This window comes from Rickettsia honei RB (genome assembly GCF_000263055.1).
In the GTDB taxonomy this organism is placed as follows: Bacteria; Pseudomonadota; Alphaproteobacteria; order Rickettsiales; family Rickettsiaceae; genus Rickettsia; species Rickettsia rickettsii.
Genome location: NZ_AJTT01000001.1, coordinates 21,092 through 37,659, shown reverse-complemented (window position 1 = coordinate 37,659; position 16,568 = coordinate 21,092). Strand labels below are relative to the sequence as shown.

The window sequence follows — 16,568 nt, the reverse complement described above, 5'->3', positions numbered from 1 at the left end:
AGGAGCGTGGCAATCTCAGGAGGTCTAACTAGATTGCCACGGCGCTTCGCTCCTCGCAATGACACAATTACCTTATCTCTCTAGTAATCCATCCGCCGCCAAGTACTCTTTCACCGGCATAAATAACGCATGCTTGCCCAGGGGCAACGGCTTTTTCTTCGCATAAAAATTTTACTTTCATTTTATCATCACCGAGTTTACTTATTTCGGCTAGACGCGGCGGTCTTGTCGAGCGAATTTTAACTGCTACTTCTAACTTTTCGTTATCTTTAATTTCATCTGCAAGCCAATTCACATCTCTAATGATAAATTCCTGCACGTTTAATGCGGACTCCGGTCCTACATATACTATATTGTCCTTAGGATCAATCTTTACTACATATAAAGGCTCATTATAAGCTATACCAAGACCACGACGTTGCCCTATGGTGTAGTTAATTATACCGCTATGCTCTCCTAGTTCAAACCCGTTTACATGAATAATTTTACCGCTTTCACTGCTATTTGGACGTATTTTATTTATTACGCTCTTATAATTTCCATCAGGTATGAAACAAATATCTTGGCTGTCGGGCTTATCCGCTACCTCAAGCCCAAATTTACTAGCAAGCTTTCGTGTTTCATCCTTAGTAAGCCCTCCTAGAGGGAAACGTAAATATTCTAATTGCTCTTTAGTGGTCGTAAATAAAAAATAACTTTGATCTTTTGCTGGATCAAGCCCTGTATGTAATTCCGCTCCGTTATCACCGTTTATTTTTCGTACGTAATGACCGGTAGCAAGCTTATCTGCTCCAAGCTCTCTAGCCGTTTTAATTAGATCCCTGAACTTTACCGATTTATTACATTGCACACATGGAAGCGGTGTTTCACCTTGTAAATAGCTATCGACGAAATTATCTATTACCGACTCTTTAAATTTGCTCTCATAATCAAGTACGTAATGGGGAATACCTAGCTTATTTGCTACCATTTTAGCATCGTAAATATCCTGACCGGCACAACAGGCATTTTTCTTCCCTACTGCCATACCGTGATCATATAGCTGCAAGGTAATACCTATAACATTATGTCCTTGTTCATGCAGCATTGCGGCAACCGCCGAACTATCAACCCCGCCTGACATTGCGACAACTATAGTAGACTGCTTATCCCCTAAATTAATCATACCAACCTTAAACAAACAGCAAGTTATACTAAATTTATAATTAAATTACAACACTATCTTTTAATACATTAAAATGCTATATTGGCGTTGTCTAATAATTATCGATTTCGTCATTGCAAGCAGCCCTAGGCTGCGTGGCAATCTCATGAAATAATAACAAACTCCTGAGATTGCTTCGTCAATACTTCGTATTTCCTCGCAATGACGATTTACTAATCCACCTGGAAATGACAAAATGCTTCAAATAATGCAAAAATTATATGTTATTTAAAATATTATACAAAACAGTTATTACATTAGCTCTAATTTATTTCATACTGATTATTTTAGAATATGCACGTCAAGGTTTTATTAATGACTTATCGTTACAAAAAGTAGATTTATCTATTCAGAATTCCATAAAAGAACCAATTTATTTAGTTTCTTATGCCGACGGTCTGGAGTATGTTTATCGTAATCAAAATGCAACCACTCATTATGCAATTAATAAAGGTATAGACTGCATATTTAACTATAAGAAAAAGCACATAAATCAAACGTTTATAGAAAAAAACCAAGAAATTTTTAATGAACCTGCAGGAGCGGGGTTATGGCTATGGAAGCCTTATATTATACTTGAAACAATGAAAAATGCACCAGAAGGAGCTATTATAGTATATTTAGATTCAGCATTTGTTATTAAAAAGCATATCAGTAATTTAACAAATCTTTTAGGCGATAATGATATATTACTGGTACATGATCGCAATCGTAAAAACGGTAGTTTTGTTAAAGGCGAAACTTTTGCTTTAATGGATTGCCTTACAGACGAATGCAGAAATGACGATCACATTTGGAGTGCCGTTATTATTGTGCGTAATACCAAGCTTTCTCGTTCTTTCATTGAAAAATGGCTAAAAAATTGTGAAGATATTAGAATTCTGTCAGGTAAAAATTATAATATCCATCCTAATTACGATGAATATAAATGGCATCATTCCGATCAATCGGTACTGAGCCTTATATATCATAAAAATCCACAATCGGTTAAAGTAATAGAATATGAAGAAACAACACCTTCTTTATCTTGGTTCCACCGTAAATATTCAAATAGCTCACCGTTAAAACCTTGGTATAGCATATACGGTATAGATCCTATAATTAATTTTAATACTAACGGCAAAGTTTTACCTGCTACCTCTCTTATAAATACTCCGACGATTGTTAGACTTCGTAAATGGGTTATCGAGTATACTCAATGAGCCGGTGTTGTTGCATAATTCCAAAGCCGTCATTACGAGCGAACGTAGAGAGCGTGGCAATCTCATGAAATAATAACAAACTCCTGAGATTGCTTCGTCAATTACTTAAGTAATTTCCTCGCAATGACGACATCTCTCGTACTTTAAAAAAACTATAAGATAAAGTAAGTACTTTAATGTCTTGCATTTCAGGGTCAAGCTCAAAATCCTTATCTATATAAAATGTAACCGGCATTAAGACTCTTTCGCCAGCTTTTAATAATTGTTCTTCAAAACAAAAACAATGAATTTTTACGAAATATTTTCCTGCTTTATTTGGAGTAACATTATATACGGAAGTACCTATTATATCGTTATCGCTTAGATTCTCCGTTTCATAGAACACTAGAGTATTCTGCCCCGGAACAATTTGCACTCTTTGCTGCCTTGGAATAAACCGCCAAGGTAAATCTTTATCAACATTAGCATCAAACTCGATAATTATAGGTTTAGTGCCTTTTACCTTAGAATATACACTCACCGTTTCTTTTGCAGTAGTGCCGCCATATCCTGTAACTTTACAAAATAAATTATAGATAGGTACGGAAGCAAAACTGAGTAACACCATACTAATTATTAATCCCAGCAAGGAAAAAGCTAAATTTTTATTGTATTTTTTAGACATTATTTGATTTTATTTAAAAATACTCTAGAAAAAGTTTATTTTAGATCATATATGTGTTAGTATAAAAAAAATAGTTTTTAAGGTTAGTATGACTAATAATATTAATGCATTAGCAATTTCTAGCGAATCAGGATTTTATAGCTACTTACAGAAAATCAATAAAATTCCTTCACTTACGCAAGAAGAAGAATTGTTATTAGCAAAATCCTATTTAGAAGGGAATGATTTACAAGCTGCACATAAATTAGTAACAAGTCATCTTAAACTTGTTGCAAAAATTGCAAGCGGCTATAGGACTTACGGTCTTCCTATTACCGAATTGGTTTCAGAAGGTAATATAGGTTTAATGCAGGCAGTAAAAAAATTCAATCCCGAACTTGGTTTTCGCCTATCAACATATGCGATGTGGTGGATTAAAGCAGCCATACAAGAATATATATTAAAATCTTGGTCATTAGTAAAGATGGGAACAACGGCCGCACAAAAAAAATTATTTTTTAGTCTTAATAAAGTTAAGCATAAAATTACTAATTTATACTCGAGGGCTATTACTACCGATGATTTTGTACAAATAGCAGATGAGCTAGGCGTTTCGGTTAATGAAGTTTCTGAAATGAATACTAGAATTTCAGGTCCTGATTTATCATTAAATAACTCTATAAATAGTGACGATGCAGAATCCGGAGAATTAATAGAACTATTACCGGAAACACGCCCTACTCCTGAAGCTATGGCTATTAATAAGCAAAATTCTACCAGTAAAAGGCAGTTACTATCAAATGCTATGAAGATTTTAAACGACAGGGAACTGCGTATTTTAACAGAGCGTAAATTAACGGATACTCCTAAAACTCTAGATATTCTAAGCAATGAGTATAATATTTCTAAGGAACGTATTAGACAAATAGAAAATACGGCTTTTGAAAAAATAAAGAAGTTTATTTTAAACCATAGTAGAGAAGTAGCTTAAGCCTTATTGGACTGTCATCCCGTGGCTTGACCACAGGATCCAAAAATAACTAATAGTATTTTTACTGGATACCGCGATTAAGTCACGGTATGACAACGGAAAAACGATCCACCCAACAATGCTTTCGTAGAAATGACATTAGTTCAGTACACCTGACCATTCTGGATCAGAAGCATCTGCCGGTGTCATAATTTCTCTTTCATTATGACCTGTTAGATCAATTGCAAAAATTTTGTTTTTTCCCGGAACTTTAGCTCTCGACGGCCAACCTTTAGCAAACATAATAACTCGTCCGTTAGGCGACCAACAAGGACTTTCGACTAAATATCCGCTTGTTATTATCCTTTCACTATTCTCATCATCTTGAGGACATGCTTTCATAATTCCGATATTAAAAGTTTTTCCTCCGTCTCCTTTAGTAATCTTAGTAAATGCTATATAGTCTCCTCTAGGCGACCAGCTAGGAGCTGCGTAAGAACCACCGCCAAAACTAATACGCTGAACGTCACTTCCGTCTGAATTCATGATATATAATTGAGGCACACCGTTTCTATCGGAATTATATACAATTTTTTTACCGTCCGGTGAATAGCTAGGAGAGGTATTAATACCGAATCCGTCAGTTAATTTATGAAGCCGTTTAGTAGCAAGGTCGATTTCATAAATATGCGTCGAGCCGTTTTTAGCTATCGACATTACAGCTTTTCTACCGTCTGGTGAGAATCTAGGAGCAAAAGATATACCGGGAAAATCACCTACTACACTTTCTTTGCCTGTTTTTAAATCTTTTTCATAAACAAGTACTCTTCTTTTAGTAGCATATGAAACATAAAAAATCTTATCCGCCGAACGAGCAAATCTTGGGGTTAAGACTAGTGACTTTCCATTGGTAAGGTATTTATTATTAGCCCCGTCATAATCCATCAAAGCAATTCTTTTTATTTTCGGTAAAGAGCTACTTTCTGATACATATACTATTTTAGTGTCAAAATAACCGGCATCACCGGTAATTTTTTCATAAATTTTATCGGCAATTTTATGTGCTGCTCTTCTCCATAGATTTTTCGGTACTTCAAGAATTTCACCGGCGAGCTGTTTTTCAAGCAACGTATCCCATAATATAAAGCTAATTTTAAATTTACCGCTTTCTAGTTTTTTAACTTCACCGTTTACTAAAAGACTAGCATTAATTTGACGCCATGCAGCAAAAAGCGGTTTATATTCTATTCCTGTCTTCTCTTCTATAAAAGAGGCAGCAGAAATAGGACGGAATAACCCCGAAAGCTTTAAATCATTAGAGATAACTTTAACCATATCGTGACCTAATACATCAGCGGCAGAATTATCGGCATCAAATTTATTGACCGCTATAGGTGTCGGGTCAGCTCGCCCATGCTCAATGTTTATTGTTTCAAGTGCATAGCTGGTAACGCTAAATAATAGTGATAGTATAAAATATATAATATTTCTCACTTAAAATACTCCTTTTTATCAAATTCCGTTATGGTTGTTGTATGTCATTCCTGCTTTCGCAGGAATGACATACATTACCCAAAAATCTTCATCAGTTCTTCCCATTCTCTCTTAGTCATATCACTAGTTTCATGGGTAACTTTTTCACCGTTTATCATTCTTTTAATTACATCCAAACCTTTACGTGAAATATTTGCTCCCTGCAAACGATATTCTTCAAAAGCTTCGTAAGCAAAAGGAACCCAAGCTTTAACTATCTCAAGCATCTTTTCAGCATAAACTCTAATTTCATATTGAGCGTGAGGATCGGCTCGCAATCTTAAAAAATGAAGTAAATTATGTAAATTAATCTTCCAATACCATTCCGTATAATAATTTAAAGTTAAATTCATACGAGCAAGCTCTCTTGCTATCCCTGTGGCGTTCTCATCTATAATATTACCCTCTTCATCGGCATTCATCAGTTCCTTATAATGCCCGTAGCACTGTCTAGCATCTTCCTCTAAAATTGCAAGGACCTTTTCAGCCACTTCTTTCGGTAAGCTATCCCCTTCCCTACATTGTTTATTTACAGCAGATTGGGAAGCAATATTTGCCGGTTCAGGTAGATAAAATTCATTACCTAAAATAGAATACCTTGCCGAATATTCGTTAACGCTAGCTGTTCTATGCCTAATCCATTGCCTTGCAATAAATATCGGTAGTTTAATATGGAACTTGATATCACACATCTCAAAAGGAGTGGTATGATAATGACGAAGCAAGTAGTTTATCAGCCCTTTATCTTGGTTTAATTGCTTCGTACCCTTACCGTAAGAAACACGAGCTGCTTGTACTATAGCACTATCATCCCCCATATAGTCGATAACTCTAATAAAGCCGTAATCTAACACTTTTATAGGCTCATATAAGATTTCTTCAAGTGCCGGGACTGTTACTCTTTTTGTGGTGTTATGCATTCTATTTATCCTTTATGTTTTTCTTTAAATTAACCTTTCCGATGTCATTCCTACGTTGTTGCATGGCTCGTTTTATGTCATTCCCGCTTTCGCGGGAATAACATAAAGTTATGGCAAATAACTATATAAATTCTTACCGTTTCTTTTTAGCCATAATTTTGCCGGTTGGTATTCGGGATATATATCCTCAACTAGCTCCCAAAAATTTTTACTATGGTTCATTTCTTTTAAATGTGCCATTTCATGAGCTACTAAATATTTCAGTACTTCAAAGGGGGCAAAAACTACCCGCCAATTAAAAACAAGATTCCCTTTGCTACAACAACTCCCCCAACGGCTAACATTTTCCATTATTCTAATATTGGAATAAGTCAAATTATGTTTTTTAGATATATTCTCTACTATTATTTTTATTTCTGCTAATAATTTCTTTTTAAGGAATACTTCTATACTAAGTTTTTTTAGTACCTGACTACAACAATACACTTCTAACGTAGAATCATTTAATTTTATCTGATTTTTAGACGAATCAATATGTATTATTTCATAAGATTTACCCAAAATAGAAATCTTATCTTCATCTTTTGGTATCGCAGTTACATTACGACGTAATTTTTGCCTAACCCAATATTCTTGACTTAACAAAAAATTATGACCTTTTTCGGCTTTTACCTTAAGAGGTAATACAAGCTCTGCACCTTTAGACGTAATGCAGATGGCTATATTTTTAGCTTTGCTACTCCTTCTTACTATAACATTTTGAGGTTCACCATATTTGGTAAGAGTAATAACATCTTCCATTTAAAATTCTATATACTTATTAGGATCAACTGCTATTTTATTTTTACGCATAGCAAAATATAATTTATGTTCTACATGTCCGATAACACTATTTCTAGCAATTTTATCACCTTTTTTCAGTAATAAATCATCTAAACTCGCATATGCTACTTCTAGATCGTCTTTATCTAATTTCACTATTACTAAATTACCGAATTGCTTATTATAACCTGAATATATTACCGTTCCTGCAGCTATCGATTTAACTTCACTATATTCTTTAGCTACAATATCTATCCCTTTACTTTTACCGGCTTTAAACTCGGTAATAATTACCCCATTTAACGGTTTTACAAAGTTTAATTGTTCTATCGCTTCTTCATCTTCGTCTTCATTCCAAGACATAGGAATCTCAATATCATCATTATCATCTTCTATAATTTTTGCCTTTGGCTCTTCGAGTCTACCGCTAACTTTTTCTGACGCGGGATTGTCTTCCATAGTTCTTTGAACTATCATACCCTCATCGTGATCTAATGCGGTAGAATTATTATTTGCAGTAACATCTCCTACTTTATACTCAATTGGAGCCGGTGGCTGATCAACACAAGCAACTAAACAAAAACATATAACGATACTAAGTACAACAGGATATTTCATATATTTAACAAAACTATTATTTACATTAGCAAACAAATCTTACATAGTATATGATTTTTATCATTATTTTCCATCAAAAAATTAACTATGAAAACTTATAATATTGTCATAGCTAGTGATCATTCAGGTTATGAGCTTAAGTCTGAAATTATCAATTATTTAGAGCAGAAATCTCTAAAGATTTATGACTGCGGAACAAATAATACACAAACCGTTGATTATCCTGATTATGCTAAGAAAGTAGTAGATATTATTATTGAAAAATCAGCACCTATCGGTATTTTAATTAGTGATACGGGGATTGGTATGTCTATAGCTGCGAATCGTAGCTCGGAAATAAGAGCCGCTTTGTGCAACAATATATTAACTGCCGAAAATGCTAAAGCTCATAATGATGCTAATATCTTGATACTCGGAGCAAAAACCATAGACCAAAAAATAGTATTTGATATTATAGATAAGTTTTTAACTACCCAATTTGAAGGCGGCAGACATAGCACCCGCCTATCAAAGATAAAATAGTTGTATAAATTGTTAAACATTGTTATTATCCGTCATTGCGAGGAGAGGCAAAGCCTCGACGTGGCAATCTCAGGCATTTTGCACTATTTCATAAGATTGCTACGCTCCTTGCAGTCGCTCGCAATGACGATTCGGTATCCATGCAATAAAGCCAAACTATAATATAAATCATGCTGCTTAATATGAATCTTCAAGAGTTGAAACAAAAATATAATTACGATGTTGCAACGAAAATGATGCAGCAATATCTAGACATTAAATTTGCTCATTTAGATTGTTTACTACTATTTAGAATGGGTGATTTTTATGAAATGTTCTATGAAGATGCAATTCTAGCAAGCAATGTACTTGGCATTGCTTTAACAAAGCGCGGCAAAAACGGCGAAGAAGAAATTGCGATGTGCGGGGTACCTTATCATGCCCTTGAGAATTATTTAACTAAGTTAATTGAAGAAAATTATAAGGTTGCTATTTGTGATCAACTAGAAACACCTGAAGAAGCAAAGAATAGAGGCGGTTATAAAGCGGTAGTTACTAGGGATGTTACACGTATTATAACTCCGGGAACTATAATTGAAGAAAATTTAATTGCTTCAGCCGAACCTAATTATTTAGCAAGTCTCGTAATACCGAAAAATAAAGAAACAGCTAGCCTTTGTTATGTTGATCTTTCTACTTCCGAAATTGTTGTAGTGAATGTACCGGAAACGGAAATTCTTAATGAGCTGGCTCGTTTAAAACCTCGTGAAATTCTGCTTAGCGAAAATCTGAGATCTTCTAATCTTGCGGATAGTATTTTCAAACAATTAAATTTTCGTATTACCTATCAAGTTGATAGTTTTTTTGCGATTAATAAATGCGAAAAAATCATTTTAGATTTTTATAAAATGAAAGATATTAAAGGAATCGGCGAGATATCTAGTAGTCAAATTTGTGCCATAGGTAGCGTTTTAGAATATTTATCGTTAACGCAAAAACAAAATATTCCTCATTTGCCAATCCCTAGAATTATCAATTTTCATAGCTATATGACTATTGATTTCTCTACTAGACGCAACCTTGAAATTGTAACAAACTCACAAGGCGGCTCGCAAGGAAGTTTATTAAGCACCCTTAATCATACGGTTACTAAACAAGGTGGACGTTTACTATATAATTTTCTTTCAAGTCCTTTAACCAACATTGCTAAAATAAATCATCGTTTAAATATTACCGAGTTCTTTTATTCCAACTTAGAAATAGTAAAAAAAATTAGAGAACTTCTAAAAAAAACTAGTGATATAGAACGCTGCTTAACACGTATTACGATGAACAGAAGTTCAGGTCGTGATTTACTTAGCATTAAATATACTTTAGAAACGGCAACGATTATTAAAGGAGTATTCTTTGACGCTTACGGTTTTAATTTACCTGATTTTATCGAAAAAATTATTAAACCTCTATCAGGTGATGCAGAATTATATAATTTAATAGACGCAACAATACGAGAAGATGCACCGAATAATTTAAATGACGGAGGTATAATAAAACATGAATATCATCCGAAAGTAGCCCAATTACATGATTTAATTAATAACGGAAAATTATATATTGAAAAGCTAAAAGATCAATATCGCAAAGAAACGGGAATAGACAGTTTAAAAATATCTCATAATAATGTTATAGGGCTTTTTATCGATATCACCGCTAAAAATGTTAATAAAATCCTTGATCCCAAATTTATTCACCGTCAAACAACGGCTAATCATGTTCGTTACACTACTGCTGAACTACAAAATCTTGAAAGTGAGTTAGTCAATGCTAAAACCTTAGTAATAAGCTTAGAAAAAGAATTATATGCGGATATTTGTAGCCAAGTAATCGAAAAAGCTTCCTATTTACGAATGCTTGCAAGCTCCTTAAGCGGGCTTGACGTATTTTGTAATTTTGCTTACATCGCCGATGAATATGATTATGTTAAGCCTGAGTTTACCGATGATTTAAGCTTTGATATCGTTAAAGGACGGCATCCTGTAGTAGAGAAAGCACTACAGCGAGAAAGCAAAAGCTTTGTATATAATGATTGTCATTTATCAGAGCTTGAGCGTATTTGGTTAATTACCGGTCCTAATATGGCAGGTAAAAGTACTTTTTTACGTCAAAACGCCATTATTGCAATCATTGCTCAAATAGGTTCGTTTGTGCCGGCAAAAAGTGCTAAAATAGGGGTAGTCGACAAAATATTTAGCCGAATAGGTGCTGCCGATGACTTAATTAAGGGACAATCGACCTTTATGGCAGAGATGCTTGAAACCTCGGCAATTCTTGCTCAATCTACAAAAAACTCACTAATCATACTTGATGAGGTAGGTAGAGGCACATCCACTTATGACGGGGTATCTATAGCATGGTCGGTGCTTGAATATATTCATGATAAGCTGAAATGTCGCTGTTTATTTGCAACGCACTATCATGAGCTAACCGTTATGAGTAATTTCCTGCCGGCTTTGCAAAATTATACTATTGCTATTGAGGAGTCAGGTAAAGATATTCTATTTTTACATAATATTATATCAGGTGCTGCCGATAGGTCCTACGGTCTTCATGTTGCGGCTCTTGCCGGTCTTCCTGCGAGTGTTATAAACAGAGCTGAGCAGATTCTGCTTAAATTTGAAAAAACTTCTACAGGTAAAGGAAAAAATATTTTATCAACGGAATCAAATAATTTGAGTTTGTTTTATCTTGAACCTAATAAAACTACTATAAGCAGCAAATTAGATAAAAAATTCAGCACTATCGATCCTGATAAACTATCCCCTAAAGAAGCACTTGAGTTAATTTATGAGTTAAAGAAGTTGGTTTGATGCAAGTTTGGCAATACCTATGTGGATCAGTTTTTTCATCATTGCGAGAAAAAACTGCAAGTTTTGACAAAGCAATCTCAGAAGTTTGTTATTATTTCATGAGATTGTGCCACGCAGCCTACTGCTGCTTGCAATGACGATCTAGTATCTATGCAACCTTGCCTCCCTTTCCAACCAATATTTACTACAGGCGAAAAAATTAGGATTAGCAAAACTTTCTTTACCGTAAGTAATTTCTTGTCCATGCGTATCTAAAATATTACCACCGCCGGCTTTAATTAAAGCATGACCTGCCGCTATGTCCCATTCCATAGTTTGACCGAATTTTGGATATATATCAGCTGCTCCTTCAGCAATTAAGCATAGTTTCATTGAACTGCCTATTGCATTTATTTGACCGAATGAATACTTACTTAAAAATTCTTTAGTATCTTTATTTGAATTATAAAAACCTATTACCGCATTAAGCTCTTCATGTTTAGGTTCATGATTAACAAATATTTCTTTAGAATTCTGTTCGATTTTTAACCGACCGTTTACATCAGTATAATATAGCTTTGCTGTTTCAGGGTGATATATCAAGCCGATGGTTGGAAAACCGTTTTCAATAAGCCCTATATTGACCGTATATGTACTTTTACCGTTTACATAGCTCCATGTCCCATCAATAGGATCGATTAACCAAAAAGTATCACTGCTGAATATAGGTAGCGGCTGCTCTTCACATACTATAGCTATTTGAGAGGTTAAGGTTTGTAGAGTTTGATAAATTATTTTACTAATTTCCTTATCGGCATTAGTGACTACTGACCCATCTGATTTAATATCAGTCAACATTCCTGCCTTTTTTATATCTAGTGCAATCTTGCCGGTATTAATAATTAAATCTTTTAAAGCATTAATTAAATTGTCATTCATAATTATTTATTTAACATCTTTGCAGCTGTATCATCTTCTAACCACTGACCGGTATTTAAAAACGTAGATTGCTGCAGCTCAGCGATTTGATGATCAGGTGACCCCGGTAACATTTGCCACCCCAAATATTCAATTCCATAATATCCTATATCAACCATACTTAAATAAGAGTCCATATTTTCTAAATCTTTTTTATTATTTGCAAAAATTACTATTTTTTTAGGTTGTTTTGGTATAATTTTTAAGAACTCTATAAGAGCTTTTACTCTATTTATATTACCGGTAAATATTATACCTAAATAAAAAATAGGGGCTTCAGCATCGCTTGGATTAAATCTAAATACATCTTTATCATTAACTTTATTAGTAAAATTAATATTGAGTCCGTAAAGTAAGGTATATAACCATCCTTCATAATTTTCAATTAAATTACATGGGGCCGTTATTTCCTGAAGACCTAAAACCGTTGCACCTTGCTGTTTCATCTTATTAATTAAATCTACCCATTTAGATTCAACAAGCATCATCTGACGCTGCACTATCAATTTTGCAATAGTTTTATTAACTGATGCGTTATCCGCTGCAAGACTATATAAATATTTAGTAAAATTTATATAAGAATTATCCTGATATCGAAATAATTTGGATTTCGGTGTTATGATAGTATTATCTATATTTATAAGTACCAGCGTATCTGCATCTATCTTCGGTAATAAGTTTTTCATTGTTACTGAATCTACGGAGTAAGTAGGAATAATTTGACCGTAGCCCGCATACGAAATAACTAAGCAAAGTAAACTCAATAAAACTTTATTTATTCGTGTCATAAGGATTTTTACCTTTTGCATTATTATTCTTTAAAGGTGGATTATTTCTTTTTAGCTTATTTATTTGAGATATTAAATCATTAATCAGTTTAGTATAATATGCAACATCTTTATTTTTCGGAGTATTTTTATTATTATAATGATAACCAATAAATAATATATTAGAACTATAACTACTAAGTTGCAATTCCATTGAGCTTAGCAATTCTATGCTACTACTAATCATTATAAAGCATTTCGGTATAAAATTCATTTGAATAAGGAAATTGAGCATCATTTCCGCTTTCGATATATTATTACTCGTCAATATACCCTTATAAAATACCGGATAAGTATTAGCAAAACTTTCTAAATTATTAAAAATAATATAATTATTGTTTGGAAAACTATTTGAAAAATCAATATCGAAATTTTTCTTTAAATAATCGGCAAACCATATCTCAAATTTAGGAATATTATTAAAATTACCGGTAAACCCATCATTTACTGCTATTATGGGGATTTTACTATTACTCATTTCATTTACAAAATTTGGAAAATCAGATTCTTGTAATTCTTTCTTATAACTATCATTAGTTAAAATCAATTGCTTTATATAAATAGCTTTTGAATTTTTATTAATATTACGTAAAAGAGGAGTTAGTGTAAGATAAATGTCTTTATCAAGCTGTGCAACGATAGGCACTAAAGACTTAAACAAAAATTCATCTAGAACCGTTACTACTAATAAATCCTGAGGTACATAATTTTTATTATAATTTTCTTTAAAATCTTGTTTTATTTTATTTAAACTATCCACTTCTATAATTTCTGCACGAGCTATAGAAGCAATAAATAATATTAGAATAAATATATATTTTTTAAACATTTATGATTTCCATTTTTTTAAAGGCAGCATATCACCCTGTGATTTTCTATGTCATTCCTGCGAAGGCGGGCATCCAGAAAAAATAACCTTAATAATTGGTACATGTTTGACAAAATAAACATATAAAAGCTTGTTTTTTTATATGTTTTCCTAGATTCCCACTTTCGCAGGAATGACATATATTAGTGTTACCACATCATACTGCTAATATCAATCCATATTAAATTATAATGTGGTAAATATGTTTGGAAGTTTTTTTAGTTCGCTGGGCGGTACTGTTAGAAATGCATTTGGCGGCGGCATATTTTCAAGCGTGGGAAGATTTGTCGGCAAAATGCTTGGTGAGTATTTAGATCAACTAAATCACGAACCGATAGAATATGACAATATTAAAAATTTCAAAGAAAGTTTTAAATATGTAACAGCTAATTACCGCGAACCTATACCGCTAATTTTCGGTACTGCAAGAGTTAACGGACAAATAATTTCAAATCAAAATAAGCAACTAAATTGTTATGTTCTATAACCAGTTCCGTAACAAGAGCCGGTAGTAAGTAAATCTCTTTAGGGTACGAGTCTAGAGCTGATAAAATATAAACTATTACCGAATAATAATTTGCTTGCAATTAGCTCACTAACAAAATCCGCTCCGGCTTTTTTGGGATTCGGTTTTTTTAGTAAATAATGCACCGGATAGTCTAAATATTACTTCTCCGGTTTTACTTTTAAGCACTTTCCACGGGACATGTCCCGCCGATTGTGCAATTAAATTAATACATCTATATACTATAACATTTTCTCGATAAGCTTCTATGTCGACTCTGATTAAATTACCATATGCAATGTCGTTTAGTTCAATAAAATTTTGTGATTTGGTAGTACTATTCTTCCAAAACTTTTTCCAATAAATTTATTGTTTTCAGGATTAATAATGATTTGGGAGGTAGACTAAGAGAGCTTAATAAGATGTTAATGTTCGTTTGTAATTAAAATTATTTCTTTACAAATAGAAAGATATACTATTTATTATAAAACATATTACCATGAAATATAGCAACTTGATAGGATATAAAACATGTCTTTACCATCTGAATATTATTCACAATGACCCACAACAGCTTTGAATAAGCTAATAAAAAATTTTATAAAAACTAAAAAATATGACGAAATAAAATCAATTTTAGCATCTAAGAACAGCTATAATTTGTTAGGGTTACATCATGCCATTACGTCATTTTATCCAGAAGCATATAAACTTATTATTTCTTATGCTAACCCTAGCCACTTTACTTCTGCTGAATACGATAGATATATACATAACATCGATGATACATCTATGCTTGATGTAGCAGCAATTTTGATACTGTACAATATAGAGATACAAAAAGCAACATGTTGCAAGAGTTGCTTAAGTTTAAGAAGAGAACGATTGAGGAGCACAATAACAATGCAATTAGTGAATTTAAAATAGAAGGATTTGAATTAAAAAATTAGCTAGTTATTTAAGTTTTCAAGAGTTTAAAAGCTTTATTGAAGATAATAAAATTGAGATAAATATTGAAAAACTTAATATTGCAAAATTTAAAATAGAAAAATTATCACCGATTGCATATAGCGAAACTCTGATATTACTATTTTAATGACAAGGACTTACAATGTAAGCGATTTAAATGACAATATAATTCTTCATAACTATACAAAGCTTTTGCAATAGGGGCCTACAAATAAGTTATTAGCCTATATAGCAGCGGTTAATATTAAAGTACAAGATAGCCTAAAAATAATATTTGATAATAAATCATTTTCTCATTACGATTGAGACAATAACCTAAATGTATAGGCGCAGAAAAATTAAATTTAGAATCAATAATAGCACATGAATTTGGACATTATGCAATAGAGAAAATTTTTTACAATGCAAGTATCCCACTAAATAATAGTTTTCAAATTTTGAAAACAGATTTCGTAAAAAATGTACCATATCAAAATGAGATAAAATATTTTTGCCTAAAAATTTTGAAAGCTTAAAGCGCTTAATTAATAATTCATATGAATATAGTAGAGCGGCAAAACCAATACTTGATTTAAGGGCAAATTTAATATTAACACCAGAGGAAAAAAATGAAATTAGTAGTAAATATAACGATAGTAAAGAATTGATTAAATATTTAAAAAACGAGACTATATTACCTATATTTTACTTTAATAATTATAGACCGGAACAGATACAAGAGAATTAGAGGAAGTTATAAAAACTAATTCTCATGCCCATATTATGTGACCAATTTAATTATTAATTTACTAAAATTACCTTGTGTAAAAGAACAGGATTATTATGAATTATTTGCAACTGATCAAAAAGTTCAATTGCAATGTATATTAACCAAGATTCTACCGCAAATAATAAAAGATAAAGATCTTACTAGCGAGCAAGTTTACTACTTAGAAAGCATTGGAAATCTTATACACAGAGAATCAGATGATAGCGCTGCAGAGTTCTATAGTTAGGTATCTAGAAATTAGTATAGATAATTTATTGCATCCCATCGAAGATTCACTTATTATTAATACAATTCAACCGCTGGCAGATTTTTGGGAGGAACACATAGTTCCTAAAATGGAATCTACTATTATAGGATGTACAAAGGAATATAATTGTGACACATTTGATGGAGCGT

The 16,568-nt window shown here is 32.7% G+C and carries 19 protein-coding genes; 8 read left to right on the top strand and 11 right to left on the bottom strand.

What is annotated here, in order from left to right; genetic code table 11:
• Positions 1-67: 67 nt before the first annotated feature.
• Both mnmA and WSW_RS1000000111860 read right to left on the bottom strand, forming a co-directional pair.
• Positions 68-1,165, bottom strand: coding sequence for a tRNA 2-thiouridine(34) synthase MnmA (gene mnmA / locus WSW_RS0100195; RefSeq protein ID WP_014410544.1), 1,098 nt, complete (start codon positions 1,163-1,165; stop codon positions 68-70).
• 60 nt (positions 1,166-1,225) lie between these two features.
• Positions 1,226-1,399: a hypothetical protein gene (locus tag WSW_RS1000000111860; RefSeq protein WP_167316237.1), complete on the bottom strand. Its 174-nt coding sequence runs from the start codon at positions 1,397-1,399 to the stop codon at positions 1,226-1,228.
• Positions 1,400-1,425: 26 nt separating this feature from the next.
• Here WSW_RS1000000111860 and WSW_RS0100190 point away from each other — a divergent pair, with 26 nt between their 5' ends.
• The gene (locus WSW_RS0100190; protein ID WP_016916617.1) at positions 1,426-2,406 is read left to right on the top strand and encodes a hypothetical protein; all 981 of its coding nucleotides are present in this window, start codon (positions 1,426-1,428) and stop codon (positions 2,404-2,406) included.
• 97 nt (positions 2,407-2,503) lie between these two features.
• Here WSW_RS0100190 and WSW_RS0100185 read toward each other — a convergent pair whose 3' ends face one another.
• The gene (locus WSW_RS0100185) at positions 2,504-3,070 is read right to left on the bottom strand and encodes a cytochrome c oxidase assembly protein (protein WP_016916616.1); all 567 of its coding nucleotides are present in this window, start codon (positions 3,068-3,070) and stop codon (positions 2,504-2,506) included.
• An 88-nt stretch (positions 3,071-3,158) separates the two neighbouring features.
• On the opposite strand from WSW_RS0100185, the gene rpoH reads away from it, so the two are divergent.
• Positions 3,159-4,040: an RNA polymerase sigma factor RpoH gene (gene rpoH / locus WSW_RS0100180; RefSeq protein WP_012736778.1), complete on the top strand. Its 882-nt coding sequence runs from the start codon at positions 3,159-3,161 to the stop codon at positions 4,038-4,040.
• Positions 4,041-4,178: 138 nt separating this feature from the next.
• Here rpoH and tolB read toward each other — a convergent pair whose 3' ends face one another.
• From tolB to WSW_RS0100160, 4 genes are all read right to left on the bottom strand, one after another.
• Positions 4,179-5,513, bottom strand: coding sequence for a Tol-Pal system beta propeller repeat protein TolB (tolB, locus tag WSW_RS0100175; protein ID WP_016916615.1), 1,335 nt, complete (start codon positions 5,511-5,513; stop codon positions 4,179-4,181).
• Between the two features lie 74 nt (positions 5,514-5,587).
• Positions 5,588-6,472, bottom strand: a complete 885-nt coding sequence (gene thyX, locus WSW_RS0100170; protein ID WP_014120663.1) for an FAD-dependent thymidylate synthase — start codon at positions 6,470-6,472, stop codon at positions 5,588-5,590.
• A gap of 108 nt (positions 6,473-6,580) precedes the next feature.
• Complete coding sequence (locus WSW_RS0100165; RefSeq protein ID WP_016916614.1) at positions 6,581-7,273, bottom strand: M48 family metallopeptidase; 693 nt, start codon at positions 7,271-7,273, stop codon at positions 6,581-6,583.
• The gene (locus WSW_RS0100160; RefSeq protein ID WP_016916613.1) at positions 7,274-7,948 is read right to left on the bottom strand and encodes a murein hydrolase activator EnvC family protein; all 675 of its coding nucleotides are present in this window, start codon (positions 7,946-7,948) and stop codon (positions 7,274-7,276) included.
• A 51-nt stretch (positions 7,949-7,999) separates the two neighbouring features.
• Here WSW_RS0100160 and rpiB point away from each other — a divergent pair, with 51 nt between their 5' ends.
• Positions 8,000-8,434, top strand: a complete 435-nt coding sequence (gene rpiB, locus WSW_RS0100155; protein ID WP_010977056.1) for a ribose 5-phosphate isomerase B — start codon at positions 8,000-8,002, stop codon at positions 8,432-8,434.
• Positions 8,435-8,616: 182 nt separating this feature from the next.
• Positions 8,617-11,277 carry a DNA mismatch repair protein MutS gene (mutS, locus tag WSW_RS0100150; RefSeq protein WP_032850156.1) on the top strand — a complete coding sequence of 887 codons (2,661 nt, stop codon included), beginning with the start codon at positions 8,617-8,619 and terminating at the stop codon, positions 11,275-11,277.
• A 141-nt stretch (positions 11,278-11,418) separates the two neighbouring features.
• Here mutS and WSW_RS0100145 read toward each other — a convergent pair whose 3' ends face one another.
• From WSW_RS0100145 to WSW_RS0100135, 3 genes are read right to left on the bottom strand one after another with little or no spacing between them, the layout of a single operon-like run.
• Positions 11,419-12,195: a 3'(2'),5'-bisphosphate nucleotidase CysQ family protein gene (locus WSW_RS0100145; protein WP_016916611.1), complete on the bottom strand. Its 777-nt coding sequence runs from the start codon at positions 12,193-12,195 to the stop codon at positions 11,419-11,421.
• A gap of 2 nt (positions 12,196-12,197) precedes the next feature.
• Complete coding sequence (locus WSW_RS0100140; RefSeq protein WP_010977053.1) at positions 12,198-13,043, bottom strand: DUF2608 domain-containing protein; 846 nt, start codon at positions 13,041-13,043, stop codon at positions 12,198-12,200.
• Positions 13,006-13,890, bottom strand: a complete 885-nt coding sequence (locus tag WSW_RS0100135) for a DUF2608 domain-containing protein (RefSeq protein WP_016916610.1) — start codon at positions 13,888-13,890, stop codon at positions 13,006-13,008. The genes WSW_RS0100140 and WSW_RS0100135 overlap by 38 nt, the downstream gene beginning before the upstream one ends.
• 241 nt (positions 13,891-14,131) lie before the next feature.
• Here WSW_RS0100135 and WSW_RS0100130 point away from each other — a divergent pair, with 241 nt between their 5' ends.
• The gene (locus WSW_RS0100130; protein WP_016916609.1) at positions 14,132-14,416 is read left to right on the top strand and encodes a hypothetical protein; all 285 of its coding nucleotides are present in this window, start codon (positions 14,132-14,134) and stop codon (positions 14,414-14,416) included.
• Between the two features lie 108 nt (positions 14,417-14,524).
• Here WSW_RS0100130 and WSW_RS1000000112470 read toward each other — a convergent pair whose 3' ends face one another.
• Positions 14,525-14,800, bottom strand: a complete 276-nt coding sequence (locus WSW_RS1000000112470) for a hypothetical protein (protein WP_083832883.1) — start codon at positions 14,798-14,800, stop codon at positions 14,525-14,527.
• A 210-nt stretch (positions 14,801-15,010) separates the two neighbouring features.
• Between WSW_RS1000000112470 and WSW_RS1000000108930 the strand changes: the two genes are divergently transcribed.
• The 3 genes from WSW_RS1000000108930 to WSW_RS1000000112465 all read left to right on the top strand — a co-directional run bounded on the left by WSW_RS1000000108930 (position 15,011) and on the right by WSW_RS1000000112465 (position 16,398).
• Positions 15,011-15,361, top strand: coding sequence for a hypothetical protein (locus WSW_RS1000000108930; protein ID WP_238528397.1), 351 nt, complete (start codon positions 15,011-15,013; stop codon positions 15,359-15,361).
• Positions 15,362-15,893: 532 nt separating this feature from the next.
• Positions 15,894-16,130: a hypothetical protein gene (locus WSW_RS1000000108925; RefSeq protein ID WP_238528396.1), complete on the top strand. Its 237-nt coding sequence runs from the start codon at positions 15,894-15,896 to the stop codon at positions 16,128-16,130.
• Between the two features lie 37 nt (positions 16,131-16,167).
• Positions 16,168-16,398, top strand: coding sequence for a hypothetical protein (locus tag WSW_RS1000000112465; RefSeq protein WP_238528395.1), 231 nt, complete (start codon positions 16,168-16,170; stop codon positions 16,396-16,398).
• The last annotated feature ends 170 nt before the right edge of the window (positions 16,399-16,568 follow it).

What these genes read in the sequence shown, in the direction of transcription:
- mnmA (WP_014410544.1), bottom strand. Translation starts at nt 1,165, where the DNA reads ATGATTAATTTAGGGGATAAGCAGTCTACTATAGTTGTCGCAATGTCA.
- WSW_RS0100190 (WP_016916617.1), top strand. Translation starts at nt 1,426, where the DNA reads ATGTTATTTAAAATATTATACAAAACAGTTATTACATTAGCTCTAATT.
- WSW_RS0100185 (WP_016916616.1), bottom strand. Translation starts at nt 3,070, where the DNA reads ATGTCTAAAAAATACAATAAAAATTTAGCTTTTTCCTTGCTGGGATTA.
- rpoH (WP_012736778.1), top strand. Translation starts at nt 3,159, where the DNA reads ATGACTAATAATATTAATGCATTAGCAATTTCTAGCGAATCAGGATTT.
- thyX (WP_014120663.1), bottom strand. Translation starts at nt 6,472, where the DNA reads ATGCATAACACCACAAAAAGAGTAACAGTCCCGGCACTTGAAGAAATC.
- WSW_RS0100165 (WP_016916614.1), bottom strand. Translation starts at nt 7,273, where the DNA reads ATGGAAGATGTTATTACTCTTACCAAATATGGTGAACCTCAAAATGTT.
- rpiB (WP_010977056.1), top strand. Translation starts at nt 8,000, where the DNA reads ATGAAAACTTATAATATTGTCATAGCTAGTGATCATTCAGGTTATGAG.
- mutS (WP_032850156.1), top strand. Translation starts at nt 8,617, where the DNA reads ATGAATCTTCAAGAGTTGAAACAAAAATATAATTACGATGTTGCAACG.
- WSW_RS0100145 (WP_016916611.1), bottom strand. Translation starts at nt 12,195, where the DNA reads ATGAATGACAATTTAATTAATGCTTTAAAAGATTTAATTATTAATACC.
- WSW_RS0100140 (WP_010977053.1), bottom strand. Translation starts at nt 13,043, where the DNA reads ATGCAAAAGGTAAAAATCCTTATGACACGAATAAATAAAGTTTTATTG.
- WSW_RS0100135 (WP_016916610.1), bottom strand. Translation starts at nt 13,890, where the DNA reads ATGTTTAAAAAATATATATTTATTCTAATATTATTTATTGCTTCTATA.
- WSW_RS0100130 (WP_016916609.1), top strand. Translation starts at nt 14,132, where the DNA reads ATGTTTGGAAGTTTTTTTAGTTCGCTGGGCGGTACTGTTAGAAATGCA.